This is a genomic window from Candidatus Bathyarchaeia archaeon (assembly GCA_041447175.1).
In the GTDB taxonomy this organism is placed as follows: domain Archaea; phylum Thermoproteota; class Bathyarchaeia; order Bathyarchaeales; family Bathycorpusculaceae; genus JADGNF01.
On sequence record CP166960.1, the window covers coordinates 2,061,020 to 2,080,673 of the forward strand.

General features: G+C 51.9%; 16 protein-coding genes. 6 read left to right on the plus strand and 10 right to left on the minus strand.

Annotation, left to right across the window (positions count from 1 at the left end; translation table 11 throughout):
• Positions 1–3 precede the first annotated feature (3 nt).
• On the plus strand, positions 4–834 hold the full coding sequence (locus ACBZ72_10680) for a TrmB family transcriptional regulator (GenBank protein XES76634.1): 831 nt from the start codon (positions 4–6) through the stop codon (positions 832–834).
• Positions 835–886: 52 nt separating this feature from the next.
• Here the strand turns inward: ACBZ72_10680 and carB are convergent, their stop codons facing one another.
• The 4 genes from carB to ACBZ72_10700 are packed head-to-tail and all read right to left on the minus strand — an operon-like array spanning position 887 to position 8,070.
• Positions 887–4,159: a carbamoyl-phosphate synthase (glutamine-hydrolyzing) large subunit gene (gene carB / locus ACBZ72_10685; GenBank protein XES76635.1), complete on the minus strand. Its 3,273-nt coding sequence runs from the start codon at positions 4,157–4,159 to the stop codon at positions 887–889.
• Entirely contained in the window at positions 4,159–5,304 is a 1,146-nt protein-coding gene (carA, locus tag ACBZ72_10690) for a glutamine-hydrolyzing carbamoyl-phosphate synthase small subunit (protein XES76636.1), read from the minus strand. Before carA ends, carB begins: the two co-directional genes overlap by 1 nt.
• Positions 5,305–5,320: 16 nt before the next feature.
• A complete protein-coding gene (gene argH / locus ACBZ72_10695) occupies positions 5,321–6,829 on the minus strand; it encodes an argininosuccinate lyase (GenBank protein ID XES76637.1) in 1,509 nt (502 codons plus the stop codon).
• Positions 6,830–6,852: 23 nt separating this feature from the next.
• The gene (locus tag ACBZ72_10700) at positions 6,853–8,070 is read right to left on the minus strand and encodes an argininosuccinate synthase (protein ID XES76638.1); all 1,218 of its coding nucleotides are present in this window, start codon (positions 8,068–8,070) and stop codon (positions 6,853–6,855) included.
• A gap of 104 nt (positions 8,071–8,174) precedes the next feature.
• Between ACBZ72_10700 and ACBZ72_10705 the strand changes: the two genes are divergently transcribed.
• The 5 genes from ACBZ72_10705 to ACBZ72_10725 are packed head-to-tail and all read left to right on the plus strand — an operon-like array spanning position 8,175 to position 13,524.
• Positions 8,175–8,771, plus strand: a complete 597-nt coding sequence (locus ACBZ72_10705) for an ACT domain-containing protein (protein ID XES76639.1) — start codon at positions 8,175–8,177, stop codon at positions 8,769–8,771.
• A 45-nt stretch (positions 8,772–8,816) separates the two neighbouring features.
• Complete coding sequence (locus tag ACBZ72_10710) at positions 8,817–9,788, plus strand: homoserine kinase (GenBank protein XES76640.1); 972 nt, start codon at positions 8,817–8,819, stop codon at positions 9,786–9,788.
• 4 nt (positions 9,789–9,792) lie between these two features.
• Positions 9,793–11,052 (plus strand): threonine synthase, encoded by a 1,260-nt coding sequence (gene thrC / locus ACBZ72_10715; protein XES76641.1) that lies wholly within the window; start codon positions 9,793–9,795, stop codon positions 11,050–11,052.
• A 2-nt stretch (positions 11,053–11,054) separates the two neighbouring features.
• Complete coding sequence (locus tag ACBZ72_10720; protein XES76642.1) at positions 11,055–12,080, plus strand: homoserine dehydrogenase; 1,026 nt, start codon at positions 11,055–11,057, stop codon at positions 12,078–12,080.
• Between the two features lie 31 nt (positions 12,081–12,111).
• On the plus strand, positions 12,112–13,524 hold the full coding sequence (locus tag ACBZ72_10725; GenBank protein ID XES76643.1) for an aspartate kinase: 1,413 nt from the start codon (positions 12,112–12,114) through the stop codon (positions 13,522–13,524).
• Between the two features lie 39 nt (positions 13,525–13,563).
• On the opposite strand, the gene ACBZ72_10730 is transcribed toward ACBZ72_10725, so the two are convergent.
• Genes ACBZ72_10730 through ACBZ72_10755 form a run of 6 tightly spaced genes read right to left on the minus strand, consistent with a single transcriptional unit; the run spans position 13,564 to position 19,575 of the window.
• Positions 13,564–14,187 carry a class I SAM-dependent methyltransferase gene (locus tag ACBZ72_10730; protein XES76644.1) on the minus strand — a complete coding sequence of 208 codons (624 nt, stop codon included), beginning with the start codon at positions 14,185–14,187 and terminating at the stop codon, positions 13,564–13,566.
• The gene (locus ACBZ72_10735; protein XES76645.1) at positions 14,180–15,325 is read right to left on the minus strand and encodes a M20/M25/M40 family metallo-hydrolase; all 1,146 of its coding nucleotides are present in this window, start codon (positions 15,323–15,325) and stop codon (positions 14,180–14,182) included. Before ACBZ72_10735 ends, ACBZ72_10730 begins: the two co-directional genes overlap by 8 nt.
• On the minus strand, positions 15,288–16,505 hold the full coding sequence (locus ACBZ72_10740) for an aspartate aminotransferase family protein (GenBank protein XES76646.1): 1,218 nt from the start codon (positions 16,503–16,505) through the stop codon (positions 15,288–15,290). Before ACBZ72_10740 ends, ACBZ72_10735 begins: the two co-directional genes overlap by 38 nt.
• On the minus strand, positions 16,505–17,305 hold the full coding sequence (locus ACBZ72_10745) for a [LysW]-aminoadipate/[LysW]-glutamate kinase (GenBank protein ID XES78679.1): 801 nt from the start codon (positions 17,303–17,305) through the stop codon (positions 16,505–16,507). Before ACBZ72_10745 ends, ACBZ72_10740 begins: the two co-directional genes overlap by 1 nt.
• A gap of 9 nt (positions 17,306–17,314) precedes the next feature.
• Positions 17,315–18,367 (minus strand): N-acetyl-gamma-glutamyl-phosphate reductase, encoded by a 1,053-nt coding sequence (argC, locus tag ACBZ72_10750; GenBank protein XES78680.1) that lies wholly within the window; start codon positions 18,365–18,367, stop codon positions 17,315–17,317.
• 35 nt (positions 18,368–18,402) lie between these two features.
• Positions 18,403–19,575, minus strand: coding sequence for a RimK family alpha-L-glutamate ligase (locus tag ACBZ72_10755; GenBank protein ID XES76647.1), 1,173 nt, complete (start codon positions 19,573–19,575; stop codon positions 18,403–18,405).
• Between the last annotated feature and the right edge of the window lie 79 nt (positions 19,576–19,654).

Genomic DNA, 19,654 nt, shown 5'->3' on the forward strand with positions numbered 1-19,654 from the left:
TAGTTGTTTCAAGAAGGGATAGTGCAAACACTTGCAGATTTGGGTCTCACGGTACTGCAGGCAAGAGTCTACATCGCTCTTACAAAAACAGGAACCTCAACGGGAAGAGCAACCGCAAAAATGGCTAAAGTAGCCTCACAAGACGTTTACCGTGTGTTGTCAGAGCTTCAAGAAAAAGGATTTGTGGAAAAAATAATCGCCAAACCCAACAGGTATAAACCCATACCCATTGAAGAAGGGCTCTCGATGCTGCTTGAACGCAGAGACCAACAGACTATGGCGTTGGAGAGGGAATGCGAGGAAATATCAAGAGCTATCAAAGGTATGGCTGGAAAAAAGGAGGTACGAGGCGAAATTGGCGACTTCATTTTGATTCCCCAGAAAGAGCCGATTGAGAAAAACTTTGTTAAAATGTGGCAGACGAGCAAAGTAAGTGTTGACATGATTAATTATTTCCAAGAAGGAATTGTGGGGCATGAAAGAAAGTTTGAGTTAGAGGTTGAAGCCTTAGACAGAGGAGTAAAAATTAGGGACATACTTTACAGGTCAGAGGTGCCGTATCGGTTGCCAGCGTCTGTTTTGGCGTTACAGAAAAGAAAACCCCAGTTTAGCCTAAGATTTACCCAGCGCTCCCCGCCAGCCATCGTAGTTATAAAAGATAACAGAGAAGTGTTCATTTCAACCATGACCAGAGTGCACACATTAGCGCAGCCTTATCTTTGGTCAAACAACCTCAATCTTGTGCGACTAACAAAGCAGTGGTATAATATGATGTGGGAAAAAGCAACGGAACTTTTTGAAAGTGTCAGTCAATCAACAACCATCTTGCTTTAGGCTTCAAAAAGAAAGAGAACGTGAAGCCCAACATCCAAAAGAAAAAATTTGGTTACCAGAGCTTCCAAGGCAGAGCATTCATGTATTCGTTGAGGGAACGTATGGTGGTGCCGTTGTGTTGCTGCAACACATGGACAAGCGCCGACGCCAATTCTAAGTTCACGATAACAGGAACGTTAAACTCTACCGCTTGCCGCCGTATGATGTAGCCATCGGTCAACACGTCTGCGTAGCTGGTGCGTTTGTTAGGCAAAGGCACATTGATGACTAAGTCAATTTTGCGGTCCTGCAAGAAATCCAAGATGTTGGGGTTTTCGCCAGCTTCCTTAATCTTGTAGAGGGTGTTAACGCTGTCTACCCCGCCCGCATGCATAACTTCTGCAGTGTGTTTGGTGGCGTAGATTTTAAAGCCCATCGCCTCAAACGCCTTCGCCAACTCAACCGCACGTCGTTTAGGTTCGTCGCCGCCAACCGTTATGAGCACGGAGCCGTTTTGAGGGGGCATACGAAACTCGGCGGACTGAAGCGCTTTAGAAAATGCGTCAGCAAAGTTTTCTCCCAAACAAGCCACTTCACCCGTACTGAGCATCTCAACGCCCAAAACGGGGTCAGCGCCGCTTAAACGCATGAAACTGAATTGGGGCACCTTCACGCCCACATGCTGTATGGGGGGCAAATCGCAGCTTTTGAGGGCTACACCAAATTTCTTATCCAACATCGCCAAAGTGGCGAGTTCAATAAGATTTACGCCGCGGGTCTTGCTTACAAACGGAATGGAGCGGGAAGCGCGCAGGTTGCATTCGATAACGCTCACTTCGCCGTCTTTCACAAGGTACTGGATGTTATAGGGACCTTTGATTTTGAGGGCTTTGACAATTTTTTGGGTTGCATCTTCCACTTTCTTAAGAATGTCAGGAGTTAACGTTTGCGGCGGAATAGTCATGGTTGCATCGCCGCTGTGGACGCCCGCGTTTTCCACATGCTCAATGACTGCGCCGATGAGGCAGGTTTCGCCGTCTGAGACGCCGTCAGCTTCGACTTCCTTGGCGCCCTCGATGAATTTAGAAATAACAACGGGTTGGTCGCGGCTTACTTTGGCAGCCAACTTCAAAAAGTTGTCAAGCGAGGTTTCGTCGTAGGCGACCCGCATAGCCGAGCCCGAAAGCACATAGCTGGGACGCACTATAACGGGGTAGCCGATTTTTTCGGCGAACAGTTTGGCGCCTTCGATGCTGGCGAGCTTGCTCCATGGCGGCTGGGGGATGTCGAGTTTGTCAAGGAGTTCGCTGAATTTGGAGCGGTCTTCAGCGCGGTCGATGTCTTCGGCGGCAGTGCCAAGCAGTTTAACTCCGCTGTGAGCCAATTTCATGGCAAGGGTATTGGGGATTTGTCCGCCTACGCTGGCTATGAGTCCCTGCGGGTTTTCCTTCTCGTAAATGTCCAGTATGCGTTCAGGACTTAACTCTTCAAAGTACAGTTTGTCCGAAACGTCATAGTCGGTGCTGACGGTTTCAGGATTATAGTTAACCATGATGGCTTCTTGGACGCCGTACTTTTTGAGCGCCCAAACCGTGTTAACCCCGCACCAGTCAAACTCTACACTGGAACCAATACGGAACACGCCCGCACCCAAAACTAAGACTTTACTTTTAGATTTGCTCAGTTCAATGTCGTCTTCGTCGCCGCCATAAGTCAAGTACAGGTAGTTGGTTTTAGCGGGGTACTCAGCCGCCAAAGTGTCAATCTGCTTCACCACAGGCACAATACCAGCGGTTTTTCTGAACTGCCGCACTTCAGGCTCGGTCGTGTCCGTGCAGATAGCGATTTGCTCATCAGAGAAGCCGAGGCGTTTTGCTTCGCGTACGGTTTCGGTGGCGGTGCTGTCTTTGAGGTGAAGCTCCCGCAGTTTGGTTTCCATGTTGATGATGTTTTGGATTTTATGTAAAAAGAAGGGATCCACGCCGCTAAGCTGATAGATTTCTTCGATGGATAACCCCATTTTGAGGGCTTTGACCAACTTGTAGAGCCGTTGGTCAGTGGGGTTTTGAAGAACTTCACGGATACGTTCTATGGGTTCAATCTCGGAGTCCTCAGGGTTACAAACCAAACCCAGCTTGCCCGTGTCAAGCATACGTACAGCTTTCTGCAGGGCTTCTTCAAGGCATCGCCCAATAGACATAACTTCCCCGACGCTACGCATTTGGGGTCCAACGTGGCGGTCGGCGTACTTGAATTTCTGCAGGTCCCAGCGGGGAATTTTGACGGTGATGTAGTCTAGGGCGGGTTCAAAGCAGGCGGTGGTGACTTGGGTGACTTGGTTGAGCAATTCAGGCAACGTGTAGCCGATGGTCAGCTTTGTGGCTATGTAGGCGAGGGGGTAGCCTGTGACTTTGCTGGCAAGGGCACTGCTTCGGCTCATGCGGCTGTTGACTTCTATGACACGGTACTCTTCGCTTTTTGGGTGCAACGCCCATTGAATGTTGCATTCGCCCACGATACCTAAGGCGCGGATAGCGTTTATGGAGGTGCTGCGGATAAGGTGATATTCACGGTTAGTCATGGTCTGCGAGGGCGCCACAACAATAGAGTCACCCGTGTGGACCCCCATAGGGTCAAAGTTTTCCATGTTACAGACGGTGAGGCAGTTATCGTTAAAGTCACGCATAACTTCGTATTCGACTTCTTTCCAGTGCCCCACGTACTCTTCGACGAGAACTTGGCTGATGCGGCTTTGGGCTAAACCACGGGTTACGATTTCTTTAAGTTCGCTCTCGGTATGGGCTACGCCTGCGCCTTTGCCGCCCAAAGTGTAGGCAACGCGGACGATGACGGGGTAGCCAATTTCGTTTGCTACATCCAACGCGCCGCTAACGGTGGTCGCCGCTTTGCTTCTAAGGGGAGGAACACCTGCTTTGAGCATGGCTTCTCGGAAGCGTTCGCGGTCGCCCGTGTCCTCGATGGCTTGCACAGGGGTGCCTAAAACTTTAACGTTGTACTTTTCCAGTATGCCCTGTTTGTGGAGTTCAATACCGCAGTTCAACGCCGTTTGCCCACCGAAACCCAGCAGGACCCCATCGGGGCGTTCTTTGGCGATGACTTTCTCCACGTACTCAGGCGTGACAGGAAGCAAGTAAACCTTGCCAGACAATCGCGGGTCGGTTTGGATGGTTGCAATGTTGGGGTTAATGAGAACGGTTTCGATGCCTTCTTCTTTGAGGGCTTTAAGACATTGGCTGCCGCTGTAGTCAAATTCTGCGGCTTCACCGATTTTAATTGCGCCGCTTCCCAGAACCAGAACTTTCTTGATCCATTCGAGCTTAGGCATTACTGTTTTGACTCCATGTTTTTGATGAAAATGTCAAAGAGAAATTCGGTGTCGTAGGGTCCCGGTGAGGCTTCAGGATGCCATTGCACGGCAAAAACGGGTTTGGTTTTGTGCCGCATGCCTTCGACGGATTTGTCATTGGCGTTGATGAACCAGCATTCCAGAGGCGTCTTGGAGAGGCAGTCAAATTCCGCAGCGTACCCGTGATTTTGGGTGGTTATGTAGCACCGGTTAGTTTTCAGGTCCAGCGCAGGCTGGTTTTGGCTCCGATGCCCAAACTTCATCTTGTAAGTGTTTCCACCCTGGGAAAGCGTCAGAATCTGCGCGCCCAAACAGATGCCCATGACAGGTTTCTCCTCTACGAGCACCTTCATGGTTTCGATGGTTTTGACGCATCTCTTAGGGTCGCCTGGTCCGTTGCTTAAGAATACGCCGTCGGGGTTGTAGCTGAGAACATCCTGGGCAGAAGTATCATAAGGAACACGAATCACATCCATGCCTCGGCGGAGGAGATTGCGTATTATGCTGTTTTTGACGCCGCAGTCGATGAGTACCACGGTGTGTTTGCCTTCTGCCTTGTACTGCACAGGTTCCTTTACGCTAACTTCACTAACCAAGTCGGTCAGGTTAGGGTCAGGAATGCTTTGTGCTTCCTGCTGCAAGGCGTCAAGGTTTAGTTCTTCGTTTTCGGCGCAGACTTTAAGGATGCCCAGCATCACCCCGTGGGTTCGAAGTTTCTTAGTGAGCCTTCGGGAGTCCACGCCGCTTATGCCGGGGATACCTTCGTCTTGAAGCCATTTGTCCAGAGTCCGCGTGGAAGCCCAATGGTACGGCTCCGTGCAGAGCCCATGGATAATTAAGCCTTGAGTTTGGATACGTTCAGATTCAAAGTAAAGCGGCAGCCCCATATTCAGGTCATAAGGTGGAACGCCATAGTTGCCTACGAGCGGATAAGTTAGGGTTAGAATTTGTCCGCGGTAGGACGGGTCTGTGAGTGCCTCAGGGTAACCAACCATGGAGGTGGAGAAAACTACTTCACCAGAAAGTTTGGTTGATGCTCCGAAGCCTTTACCGAGAAAAATGGTGCCGTCTTCTAAGACCAGAGCCGCTTTTTTGCTTTTGCAGGAGTAAAGTTGTTGGACCAAAGCCCTATTCTACCTATCATGTATAATTTTTAAACGTTCCGTTGCCACGGAATTGTGAGGCATACTGTTGAGCAGTTGTGCCCAACTTGTTTTCTGCCTCCCCAAGTTCCTTGTCCATCTTAGATATATTGGATTTGGTGCTCAGCACCATTTTTTCACGCAAAGCCAACATCCTTTTCACCTCAACCGGTGCTGGTCCACCCTTCACATTGCATGCCTCCACCAATTTTAAGGGGTCCGCAAGCGCCAAAATGTCCGCCGCGGCGACTTCCAGTTGGATGCCTGTGGAGTCTTGTGCGGCTTTCTGCAGCATGTTGGGAGTGGCTTGGGCAAACGTCAATTTGGCGTCTATGAGCTGTTTTACGAGGGCGCCGACGATTTTGTGGGCGGAACGGAAGGGCACGTTGTATTTGCGTACTAGCAGGTTGGCAAGTTCGGTTGCCGCGACGTAGTTTTTGAGGGCTTTGCCTTGGACGCCGGTTGCTGTGACTTTGAGTTTAGGCATAAGCTTGTGGAACATGTCAAGCGAAGCGCGGACGCCGTCGAGTGATTTCCAGAGTTTGGGGGTGAGTTCCTGAAAGTCCAAGTTGTAGGTTGAAGGCAGGCTCTTCACTGCTGCAGTTACTGCAACAAAGTTTGCCAAGATGTCGCTTGCTCTTGCGCGGATAACCTCCAGAAGCTCAGGATTCTTTTTCTGAGGCATGATGCTGCTGGTGCTTGTGAACTCGTCAGGAAGCTCCACGACACCAAAGTCTGGGCTGCTCCAGATGATGAAGTCTTCGGCGAGGCGGCTCAGGTTCACCGCGATTAACGTGAGGTCAGCGAGGGTTTCGGCTATGAAGTCCCGGCTGCCCACCGCATCAAGCGAGTTCTCCACCAGACCGCTAAAACCGAGCAGTTCGGCGGTGCGGTCGCGGTTAATGGGAAAACTGGTTGTCGCTAAGGCTCCTGCGCCCAGGGGGCATAGGTTGACACGGGTGTAGTCGTTTTGGAGCCGTTGCGCGTCCCGCTCCAAAGCATCAACGTACGAAAGCAGGTAATGGGCAAACGTTACGGGCTGGGCAGGCTGCAAGTGTGTGTACTCCAAAATCACAGTTTCCACATGCTCTTCCGCAACTTCCACGAGGTGCTCCTGCACATGTGTCAAGGAACGCAGCAAGGTAAGAAGCTCATTGCGCAGGGTCATGCGGATGGCGGTGGCGACTTGGTCGTTGCGGCTTTTGGCTATGTGCAGGTTTCCGCCTGCCTCGGAGCCTGCCTCTTTGAGGACAGCCTCTTCGACAGCCATGTGAACGTCCTCCATTGAGGAGTCAAGGGTTAAGTCTTCAGTTTTTTCTAAGGCTGCCAGAAGCGCCGCGCCATCCTGTTTGGCAATTATGTTTTGCTCCATCAACATGACGACGTGGGCTTTGTTTATGGCGACCACAGCACTAAGAAGACGTGCGTCATCTTCGATTGAGGAAGTGAACTTGGCAACGTCTATGCGCATTGAGCCGAGTCTTCCGCCGTGTAGAATCTTTGACACACTCAAACCTCCAAAAGTTAGAGTTATGGCTTCTCGGTTTCCTGTGCTTTGGCTGAATGCTTCAGCGCGTTGTACATGCGGGTTTGTAGACCCCACAGTTCGATGAAGCCTTTGCTGTAGGACTGGTTAAAGGACGTTTTGATGTTGTAGTTCGCAAGGTTCTTGTCGTAGAGCGACATCGGGGAGGAGCGTCCGACAACTTGGAGTCCGCCCTTGTAAAGTTTGAGGCGAACTTCGCCAGTCACGTTTTCTTGTGAGCGGTTAATGAATGCGTCTAAGTCGGCTTTTAAGGGGTCAACCCACAGCCCTGCATATGCCAAAAAGACCCATTCAGCGTCCACTTGCTGCTTGAAGAGAACCTCATGGCGGGTCATAACCATTTTTTCGAGGTCTTTATGAGCTTCCAAAAGGACAATTGCGGCGGGGCACTCGTAGACTTCGCGGGATTTTATGCCGACAAGGCGGTCTTCAATGTGGTCTATGCGACCAACCCCGTTTCTGCCCGCGATTTCGTTGAGGGTTTCTATGAGTTTGAGGGGTTTCATTTTTTCGCCGTTAACCGAGACAGGAATACCCGCCTCGAACTGGATGGTTACGTATTCGGGCGTGTTGGGCGCTTCTTCAGGAGCAACCGTCCACTCATAAGCTTCTGCAGGGGGCTCTTGGCTGGCGTCTTCAAGCAGCCCGCATTCGATGGCTCTGCCCCAGACGCTGGCGTCGATGCTGAATTTTTTTGCTGCGGTGGAGACGGGGATGTCTTTGGTTTTGGCGTACTCGATTTCTTCGTCGCGGGTTAAGCCCCAGTCGCGGACGGGGGCGAGGACTTTTTTGTCGGGTGCAAGGGAGCTGAGGGTTATGTCGAAACGGACTTGGTCGTTGCCTCTGCCTGTGCAACCGTGAACCAAACCTGTGGCGTCTTCGTTTTGGGCGATTTCCACCATCTTTTTGGCAATGAGGGGTCGGCTCAGGGTGGTACTTATGGGGTATTTGCCTTCGTAGAGGGCGTTGGCTTTAATGGCGGGGTAGATGTAGTCGGTGACGAATTCGTCTTTGGCGTCTACGTGGTAGTGTTTGAGGACGCCAAGTTTGTTGGCTTTTTCACCTGCGGCTGCCAAGTCTTCTGGTTGCCCTACGTCAACTGTGACGGTTATGACTTGGGCATCGTATCTTTCTTGCAGGTATTTGATGAGGACGGAGGTGTCTAATCCTCCACTGTAAGCTAGGACGAATTTTTCTGGCATATTGCTCACCCGTTATTGAAACGCGAATTGTTCCCCTTACCTTCCAGACAGCGTTTTTAAACATTACGACTTTTTTGTAACATAACAAGCTTTAAATGTTCTAAATGATACAGTTTTGGTTTGTGACCATCGCCCAACAAGTCCGCAGCTACCTGCGAAACAAACCCTACCTCCTCGAAGCCTTAGAAAAAGGCATCGTCAACCTCAGCGAACTAAGCCGCCAAATCCAACAAGAACTCAAAACAGGAAACGCCGTCGCCATCAAAGCCGCCCTACGAAGATTCGCCGAGGAACTCCAACGCCACAAACAAAAACGCGAAGAAAAAGTACTCCAACTGCTCAAACGCAGCGGCGTTGCAGTCTACGACCGAAAAAGCGTCATAATCACCGCCAAAGAAATCGCCCTCAAAAACGGCTTAAAAGTTGACCTGCCAAATAAATACGTGTACCTACTAGACCGAGCAGACTTACCTCAGCGAATAAGCACATTGGTAAAACACGATAACTGCACCATGATTGTGATTAACTCCCCTGAAGAGTTAGAAGCCACAGTCGGAGTTGTTTCCTTCTTGACTGCCTTGCTGGCGGAAGCAAACGTGAACATCGTAGAGTTCGTTTCCTGCTGGACCGAAACCATCATCGTCGTGGAGAAAAAAGACAGCCTGAAAACGTACGAAACACTCACAAATTTAGTGGGCTAAACCGCTTGGGGTCACACAATAGTATTAATAATTACAGCCGAATAGTTGTGCAGAAGCTGGGGTGAAACAACGCCACTAAATCAAGTTACCTTAAAGTCACCCGCCACAAGCGCCAACGTGGGACCGGGATTTGACGTTTTCGGGTTAGCATTAGAATACCCAACTGACAAGGTAACTTTAACTCTGAACAGAGACAAAGAAATCAAAATTAAAGTTGCCGGAGTGCAGGCAAGAACCATCTCAAAGCTTCCCGAACGCAACACTGCAGGCGTTGTCGCAAAATACATGATGCAGCATTTCAAGCTGGACTCTGGCTTAACTGTCCGCATCAACAAAGGTATCTGGCCAAGCAAAGGTTTGGGAAGCAGCGCCGCATCCGCCGCGGCAGTAGCCTTTGGCATAAACCAGCTCTTTGACCTTAAACTAACACAAGAACAGCTCATACAGTTTGCCGCAAAAGGCGAAGCAGCATCCGCGGGTTCCGAACACGCAGATAATGTATCCGCCACGATATGCGGCGACTTTGTAATCTTACGGTCCTACAACCCCTTGGAAACCGTCAAGTTGAAGGCCCCCGCCGACATGGAAGTTTGTGTGGCTTTCCCCCATATGGTAACTCCGCCGCATAAAACCGCCAAAGCCCGCTCGGTTGTGCCCAAAATGGTAGCCATCGGCAAGTTGGTGCAGAACTTGGGCAACGCAGCCGCCATGGTCAGCGGATTTGCCAAAGGCGACGTAGAATTGATTGGTAAATCCATGGAAGACGTGATTGTTGAGCCTGCACGGGCAGCCTCAATCCCTGGGTATCAGCAAGTGAAAGAAAACGCCCTTAAAGCAGGTGCATGCGGCGTAACCATAAGCGGGGCAGGACCCGCAATGCTTGCGGTAGTTAACAAAAAAACCGCTGACGCTGACAAAGTTGCTGCCGCCATGAAAGCAGGCTTTGAGTCAGCCAAGTTTGAAGCAACAGCCTTCGCCACCAAACCGGGCGCAGGCGTATGTTTACTGGAGAATTGAAAACGTGACACATCAAGAATGCATAAACTGTGGAGCCAAATACGGCATAAACGAGATTGTTTATTTCTGCAAAAAATGCGGGGACCTCTTGGAGGTCAAATACGACCTCAAGGAAATAGCTGAGAAACTGGAGAAGAGCAACTGGAGGGACGTGCCGCTTTCTGTGTGGCGCTACAAAGAACTCATGCCCATCGGCGACGTAAGCAAAATTGTGTCCCTTAACGAAGGAGGCACAGGGCTACATTCCTGCCACAAGTTGGGCAAAAAGCTTGGCTTGTTGCAGCTGTACGTGAAAAACGAAGGGGAAAACCCTACGGGAAGCTTTAAAGACCGAGGCATGACCGTGGGCGTTTCCAAAGCCAACGAGCTAGGCGCCAAAAACGCCATCTGCGCCTCCACTGGCAACACATCCGCGGCGTTGGCGGCGTACACGGCAAAAGCAGGCATGCAGTGTACCGTGCTCATCCCTTCAGGCAAAATCGCCTACGGCAAGCTCTCGCAGGCCATGATTTACGGCGCCAAAGTCTTTCAAGTCCGCGGCAACTTTGACCAGTCGCTGGACATGGTTTTAAAGTTGGCTGAGAAGCACCCCAGCATTTACTTGCTTAACTCAATTAACCCGTTCCGTGTGGAAGGACAAAAATCGTTGGGTTTCGAAATCTGCGACCAACTCGACGGAGAAGCCCCCGACCGCATCGTCGTGCCCGTTGGCAACGCAGGCAACATAAGCGCCATCTGGAAAGGCTTCACCGAATACCACCAGCTTGGCTTCATAAACAAGTTGCCCAAAATGACAGGCATCCAAGCCGCAGGTTCCGCACCCATCGCCCAGATGATAAAGTCAGGAAGCAACGAAATGATTCCTGTTAAGGCACCTGAAACCGTGGCGACTGCCATCCGCATCGGCGCCCCCGTCAGCTGGAAAAAAGCCGTCAACGCCATCCGCAACAGCAACGGCACCGCCGAAACCGTAACTGACGACGAAATCCTCGCCGCCCAAAAACTGCTGGCTCGCGAAGAAGGAATTTTTGTGGAGCCCGCAAGCGCCTCATCCATAGCAGGGCTAATTAAGCTGGTCAACAAGGGCGTCATAGGCAAAAACGAACGTGTTGTCTGCGTAACCACAGGACACGGACTTAAAGACCCTGACACTGCAGTCAAGATGAGCGAAAAACCCATCGAGGTTGAAGCGGAAACGGAAGCCATCGAAAAAGCGCTGGGTCTGAAAGGCGAAGCACAAATTGCTGCTGCACAGGTGAAGTGAAAGTGAGAATCATCCTTGTGGGCTACGGCGTTGTCGGGCAGGGCTTAACCAGCATACTGCTTAGGCGACGGCTGGAAACCATCAGGGATTACGGCTTTAACCCCCGAATCGTCGCCATCGTGGACAAGGGCGGTGCAGCAATCGACGAGAAAGGTTTAGACTTTGAGCGCATGCTAAAGCTCAAGAAGGAAAAAGGCTCCGTGTCCCTTGACCCCAACGTTGGGCACCCAAAAATGTCTCCGCTGCAAACCATCGAAGAGGTCGAAGCCGAAGTCATGGTTGAAGCCTCCTCCACCAACGTCCAGAACGGCGAACCCGGCTTGTCCCACATCACAAAAGCATTCAAAACAGGCAAACACGTGGTAACCACCAACAAAGGCCCTTTAGCATTGGCGTTTCCCGCCTTGACTGAGTTGGCGGACCATAACAGGGTTTTTCTGCGTTTTAGTGGCACTGTCGGCGGCGGCACCCCCGTGTTGGAATTCGCCAAAAAATGCCTTGCAGGAGACAAAATTTTGGCGACCCGGGGCATACTTAATGGAACCACCAACTACATCCTCACGGAGATGGGAGAAAACCACATAGGCTTCCAAGAGGCATTAAAGAACGCGCAGCGGTTGGGTTACGCGGAAACCGACCCCACCAACGATGTGGACGGCATAGACCCTGCATGCAAAATTGTGATTTTGGCAAACTGGATTATGAACCGCAAAATAACCCTTAAAGACGTTAAAGTTACAGGCATCCGCGGCGTCACCGCCCAAGACCTCGAAGCTGCGGCTACACGGGGAAACACCATCAAACTTGTTGGCAGCGTAGATGGGGAAGCCAGAGTAGAGCCCACCGAAATTAGCAAACGCGACCCTCTCTGCGTGAGTGGTGTTTTGAATGCGGTGACTTTTGTTTCCGAGTTTGCCGGAGAAGAAACCATCGTAGGCAGAGGCGCAGGCGGCATGGAGACTGCAAGCGCAGTGCTAAGAGACTTATTAGACATCAGAACTAATTTAGCTAACCAGTTACTCTCCTAACAGAAGCAACAGTGCTTCGGAAGTGAAATGGATGGGCAAAACGATAGTTATGAAGTTCGGCGGAACCAGCGTAGGCAACGGCACAAGCATCCGCCACGTGGCAAACTTAGTTTCAGAAAACGCTAAACAAGGCAACAAGGTTGTAGTTGTGGTTTCTGCATTATCCACGGTCACTAACAGCCTTATTGAAGTTGCCAGCCAAGCCTGCAAAGGCACCGAACAGCAAATCAAAGACTTCACCACCGCACTATACCAGAAACACGCCCAAGCCATCGCTGAAGCCGTAAAAAACCCAGACCTCCAAAAAGAAATTGAACAGATTACCCAGAAAGCCGTGGGGGAGCTGGAGAAAGTTCTCACGGGCATCTGTTATGTGGGGGAACTCACGCCTAAATCGAAGGATTATGTGTTGTCCTTTGGAGAACGTTTATCGGCGCCTATTGTTTGGGGTGCCCTGCGCGACCTCGGAGAAAAGGCAGAATGTTTTACGGGCAAAGACGCGGGCATTGTGACTGACGACGTTTTTGGCAACGCCAGCCCCCTTATGAACGTCACCACCCACCTGCTAAAAGAGCGGCTGGAACCATTACTGGAAAAAGGCGTCATTCCTGTAGTTACTGGATTTATAGCGGCGACACAGGACGGCGTCACTACCACCATCGGACGAGGCGGTTCCGACTACACCGCAACCATTCTTGGTGTGGCGCTCTGCGCGGATGAGGTTTGGATATGGACCGACGTAGACGGCATCATGACCGCCGACCCCAAAATCATCCCGTCAGCTAAAATGCTTCCTGAACTCAGCTACCAAGAGGCAGCTGAGATGGCAATTTTTGGCGCCAAAGCCATGCACCCACGCGCACTCGAACCAGTCATTGAAGCAAAAATTCCCGTCCGCATCCGCAGCACCATGCGCCCAGAAAATCAAGGCACACTGATAACGAACGCCGAAAACGCCAAGTCCACGGGCGCGGTTAAGGCGGTTGCCCTCATTAAAGACGTTGCCATGGTAAACGTGAACGGAGCCAGCATGGTCGGCGCGCCAGGCAGCTACGCCAAAGTCTTTGACGTGCTGGGCAAAAACAACATTAACATCATGATGGTTTCCACAGCGGTTTCAGAAGCCAACATCTCCATGGTCATCCGCCGAAGCCTCGTAGGCAGAGCACTAAGCACGCTGGAAATCGCGTTGCTGGGCCGAGGCGCAGTCAGCGAAGTCACCGCCGAGGATGACGTGGCTGTTGTGGCGGTCATGGGCGCTAACATGAAAGGCACCCGCGGCATAGCCTCCAAAATCTTTGCCATCGTCGCCAACGCAGGCATAAACATACGCATGATTGCACAGGGCAGCTCCGAACTCAACATATCGTTTGTGGTGAAAGAAAAAGACGGCGCCGCTGTGGTTAAGGCAATTCATGAAGCGTTCCAGCTCGACAAACTCTAAAAAAGTCTGAAGGAGAAGCAAAAGTCTTTTTTATTTTAACTATTGTTTTTGGGCAAGAACCGCGTTCCATGGCGAAGCAACTTTCGTGAAAACCTGAACCGCCACAAAACCAGCCCGCCACATCGCCCTCTGGATTCTAGCCAACGGAATGAGCTGCACATGGGTCTGCTCAATCAGCTCTGAATTTTCAACTTCGTATTTGCCGTCTTGAATCATCTCGTTTACCAAAAGCAGCCACCCACCGGGCTTGAGCACCCTTTGTATCTCCTTTAAAGCGGCGGGGAAGTTGTTCCAGAAGTAGTAGGTTTCGATGGCGGTCACCAAATCAAAGGAGTCGTCGGGGAAGGGGATTTGTTCTGCGGTGCCGTGGGTGATTTCGACGCGGTTTTGGGCAATCAGTTCGTGGTTGACTTCTTTGGAGAACTTCACCATGTCGGGGGAGTGGTCGATGCCGTAGATTTTGCCTTTGGGTGCCAGTTGGGCGAGTCGGTTGAGGGTTTTGCCGCCTCCGCAGCCCACATCCAAAATTGCCCAGTTAGGCTTGATGGTTAAGTGTGATAGCCCCCAGAGGGTCAGCGGTTCGTGCCCGCGGTTCATTGACTCGGCGACTTTTTTGCCGTCTTCGCCTGTGGGGCAACGGTACTGGTCCATTAGGTTAGGCATGGTTTTGTCCTTGGAGTTTGGCGTTTCGGTTGTAGAGGTGGGAGAGTTTGAGGAGGGTTTCCTTGTAGATTTCAATTGCGCTGAGGTAGTCGCTTATGACAATATGCTCGTCTAACGTGTGGTCAAGGTGTCCGTCTCCGGGTCCGTAAGTGACGATGGGCATGTTCATGGCGTGCCCCAAAATGTTCATGTCGCCAGTGCCCGTTTTCCGCAGCAACGTGGCAGGTTTACCCAGAACCCGACGCAGCGACGCCGACAAAGCATGCACCAACGGGCTGCTTTTGTTAACCTCAAAGGGCTCCACTGTGTCTTCCACGGAGATTTTTAGGGTGACTTTGGGGTTTGCTTGCTCATATTGGGCAATGACGAGTTGGGTTTGCTCAAACACCTGCGCCGTCGTGTAAGGCAGAGGCACCCGTATGTCAATGTACATTTCTGCCTCGAAGGGAATCACGGAGGTGGCGTTTCCGCCTGTGAGCTTGGTGAGGCAGGCGGTTATGGCGTAGAAGGGGCTTTCAGCTTTCTCCAGCGGCTCGTAGCTGTTTTTTATGTGCTGCCATAACTCGTAAGCCTTGTCTAAGGCGTTCTCGTAGAGCCACGGGGTGGAAGCATGTCCTGTTTCGGTTTTGCAGATGACTTTGAGTTGGATTTGCCCTTTGTAGCCGATGGTTATGTTTTCGACCCCGCTGGGTTCCCCAAACACGGCGTAGTCCGCCTGTATGCCTTGGGTTATCATGTGGCGCACGCCTCGGCTGGTTGCTTCCTCTTCGACAACGCTGGCAACCAGAATTTTGCCTTTCCCCTTGAACGCGGGGTCTTTGGCAACCTGAGCCGCAGCCACAATCATCGAAGCAAGGGGTCCTTTGGCGTCGACTGCGCCGCGGGCGTAGATTTTGCCTTCCTCCACCCGCAACGGCAAATACCCCTCCACGGTATCCATGTGACCGCATAGGAAAATGGTGGGTTCCCCTTCGCCGACCACGCCTATCACGTTGCCAATCGCGTCAATGCCCACTTGGAACCCCATTTTCTTCATTTCTTTAGCCAAAAAAGCCGCGATGGTCTCCTCTTTTCCAGAGGGACTGTAGATGCCCAGCAGGTTAGTTAGAAACCGTACTGCTCGAGTTTGCTCTTGCATTTTCTTCTTCCTCCAAAACTGCATCCAGAACCGCTATGGCTTTGTCAACCTGTTCTTTAGTGATGACCAGCGGCGGCAGGAACCGTAGCACGTTGCGTCCTGCATCCAAGATAAGCACGCCACTCTGGGCGCATTTCATGAGGACATTGTAAACGTCGAAGCGCAGCTCCATGCCCAGCATCATACCTAACCCGCGAACCTCCTTAACCATCTTGTGCTTATCCGCTAACCCTTCAAGGTGCCCCTTGAAATAGCCACCCATAGACGCGGCTTTCTCAACCAAGTTCTCCTCAAGCAAGGCGTCGATGGCGGCGCAGCCTGCAGCGCAAACCAGCGGTCCACCGCTAAACGTTGTGGAATGCTCGCCAACTTTAAAGGCAGACATGATTTCCTGAGTGGCAACGGTCATGCCAATGGGCAACCCACCAGCAAACGGTTTAGCAAGCGTCATCACGTCGGGAGTTGTATCCCAGTTTTGGCATCCAAAAAGCTTGCCCGTTCGTCCAAAGCTGGTCTGTACCTCATCAAACATCAACAAGACACCTTTTTCCGTGCAAAGTTCCCGCACGCCCTGCAAGTAACCGTCGGGGGGGACGCGGATGCCGCCTTCGCCGCGGATGGGCTCCATTAAGACGGCGGCGGTTTTGTCGGTGATGGCGCCTTTGAGTTTGTCGAGGTTGTCTGGGGGTACATGTTTGACTTCGGGAACCAGCGGCATAAAGGGGGCACGGTACTTCTTGTCCCATGTGGCAGAGAGGGCGCCCATGGTTTTTCCGTGGAAGGCTCCCATAAGTGCGATGATTTCGGGTTTACCCGTGTATTTGCGGGCAAGCTTGATGGCACATTCAACGGATTCTGCGCCGCTGTTGCACAAAAACGCCTTATCCAAGCCCTTGGGCGTGATGGAGGTGAGTTTTTGGAGAAACTCGCTGCGTTTGTCGTTGTAGAGGCTGCCGTGGCAACAAATCAGCTGTTCAGCTTGGTCGCGGATGGCGGCGACGATTTTGGGGTGGCAGTGCCCCAGCAAGGCAACGCCGTAGCTGCCCATGCAGTCCACATATTCTCTTCCGTGGATGTCCCAGAGCGAGGCAGCTTTGCCTTTGGTGATGACGATTTGGCGTTTGCCAAAAACGTTAGCCATCAACCGATTTTCAGCGTCTATAATTTCTTGCTCATTCATCACGTAATCACCGTTCCTGTTTCATGGTTTAAAGCGGCTGAGATGGGGGTTTTGCCCGTGCCCGCAGTAATAAGAACTTCGCCAACCCCTTGGTTAAGCGCCTCGGTGGCGGCGTGGACTTTGGTACTCATGCCTGCGCCGATGCGGCCTTGAACTTCGCGGACTTCGGCAGCGGCAATCTTGGGAATACGTTCACCTTTAAGCATCAAGCCTTCAACGTCAGTTAGGAGGATGAGTTTGTCGGCTTTGAGGACTCCAGCTATGACTGCGGCGGTTCGGTCACCGTCCACGTTGAGCGGCTCAAACTCCTCGCTAAGGGCTATAGGCGTCACAATCGGCGTGTACCCTTTTTCCAGCAACGTGTGTAGCAGGTCGACGTTGACTTGATTGATTTTGCCGGTGTAGCCGCCATCCACGACGCGTTTGCGTCCACGTTCATCTACGGTTATGAGGCGTTTTTTGCGTTCCGCCTGCAAAATCCCCGCATCCAACCCTGAAAGCCCCACGGCGGCGATGCCTTGGCTCTGCAGGGCAAGGACGATTTGCTTGTTGAGTTTGCCTGCCATGACCATGGTGTAGATTTCGATGGTTTCTTTGTCGGTGTAGCGGCTTCGAAAACCCTCCGGCGACATGAGGAACTGCTGCTGTTTGCCCAGTTTACTCGAGATTTCGGTAACTTCGGCGCCCCCTCCGTGAACCAGAATGACCTTGTGCTGTGCAAGAAGCGTTTTGAGGTCTGAGACTAGGTCGCTTGAGGCGCCTTCTTTGAGTATGCTTCCACCCATCTTAATTACAAGCAGCATGGCAGATCACATCGGGTGAAAACCCGTACTTTTTAGGCCCGTGGTTTCGTCAATGCCCAGCATGAGGTTGAGGCATTGTACGCCTTGGCCAGAAGCGCCCTTCACCATGTTATCGATTGCGCTGAACATGAGCAGGTGGTTGGTGTGGGGGTCAATTTCAAAGCCCAAGTCGCAGTAGTTGGTGCCCAAGGTGACTTTGGGGTCGGGCAACTGGTAGAGCCCCTTCTGGTATTTGACAAAGCGTATGAAGGGCTCGTCGATGTAGGTGGAGCGGAGGGCTTTCCAGAGGTCTTTGGCAGCAAGGGGCTGCTTGGGAAACGCGTGAACCGTCGCAAGTATGCCTCGCACCATGTTCACTGCGTGGGGGGTAAACCCGACCTTCACGGGTTCGCTGGTGAAGGCGTTAACTTCCTGCTCAACCTCGCCTATGTGGCGGTGCATGACAACCTTGTAGGGGCGCACGCCGCCAAACCGCTCAGGATGATGCGATGCGGGTGTGGGTTTGCTGCCGCCGCCGCTGCTGCCCACTTTAAGGTCAACCACAAGGTATTTGGGGTCAACCAACCCCGCCTTCACGAGAGGAACCAACGCGAAAATGGCAGCCGACGCCATGCATCCAGGACAGGCAACGAGGCGGGCTTTCTTGATTTCTTCTCGGTGGAACTCAGGCATACCGTAAGCGGCTTCTTGGAGCAGTTCGGGGTGGGCGTGCTTCCAACCGTACCAAGTTTCGTAGTCGGCGGGGTTTTTGAGGCGAAAATCCGCACTCATATCAATAACTTTGAGTCCTGCTTCGAGCAGTTTGGGCACAAGGTTTACGCTACCGCCGTGAGGGGTAGCTGTGAAGATGAGGTCGCAGTTCTTCTGCAACTCCCCGATGTCCATGGGAACAAATTTAAGTTGGGTTAACCCGCGCAGGTTAGGGTGTGCATTGAAGACGTATTCTCCTGCGCTCTGCCGACTGGTAACCATGGTTACCTCTACTTCAGGGTGCAGAAGCAACAAACGGAGAAGTTCTCCGCCGACGTAGCCTGTTCCGCCAATTATACCAATTCGCATCATACATTTTCTCCTGTGTTGTGTCTGTGTGACTGTTAAAGGAGGCTTTGGGCACCCTTTAGAAGGGGGATTGCCACGTTCATGCCCGTTATGGTTCGGGTTTGCTCCCAAAACTCGGGGCATGAATTTGCCTCATGGAAAACGACGCAGGCACAATTTGCCTTTACGTTCTCCTCAATTATTGCCTTCACTTTAGCGTAAGGCTCAGTGGCTTTATAGCTGTTAACTGCAGCCTCCAGCCGCAGATTCCAAGCCGTGAAGTCCCGCAGCCGCGTTTCATCCCGCTTAACCTTCTGCACGTCGCCCCACGCCTTTGCTGCCTTTTCCGCCTCCGCTTTAAGAGCTTGGTCGTCGGCGTTTTTGTTTTCGCCCACGTTAACCATGGCGTCCATGGCAAAAACCCAAGCTTCATGTCCGCCGCCCAGAGCGGTGCCACAGCGGGATGCAAGCTCGCGGATGTTTTGGGGTAGTTTGGCGTCAAACACCAAGTTGCCCAAGAAGGTGTTGGTACGAAAATCGCTAAAGCTGGCGCGTGCCAGGGCGACTGGGTGGCATACGGGGTCTTTGTGTTTTTCTTTGTAAACGATTATTCGGAGGTCGTAGAACCATTTGTCTATGAGTTCCTGCCCAACGATGCCCACGGGGTTAATGATTGAGGGTTCGGTTTGTCCGATGTTTGTGATGAGGTCTTGGTGGGTTTTGGAGAGCACGATGCCTTTGCCGTGGGTGCCTGCATCGGGTTTAACAAGCACTTCTTTGCCGATTTCTTGCTCCAATAGGTCGGCGATGTCGGGTTCGTTGCGGATTTTTCTGCCGTCCTTGGTTGTGTCGTAGGGGTCGCAGGGGACGTAGGTGGTTTGGGGAATGGGTAAGCCTGCTGCCCACAGATGCATGAGGGTGCGGAATTTGCTGTAGCACGTGAACTCTACACACGAGGGGTTGATGACCTGTTTCTGGAGCAACTCCATGGTGTGGGCGGCGTAGAGGCGGCGGTTTTTGCTTTGCGCCCGATTAAGAACCACGGTCACGTCTTTGACGGTTTGAGTGAAGTCTTTACCCTTACTGGCGACGTGAAAGCCCGTTTTCCCAATGGAGACGGCGATTTTGCGGAACGGAATGAATGTGAGGTCGATGCCGAGTTGTTGGGCGGTGAGTTTGATGCCGTTTTCGTCGTTTTCGGAGCGTTCATAAAGAAGACCAATGCTCACAGACTGTTGCCTCCGATTGAAAAGTTATTTAAACAAATATTTGGGAGAGGGTTGCTGGTGTATCCCGAAGCGTGTTAAA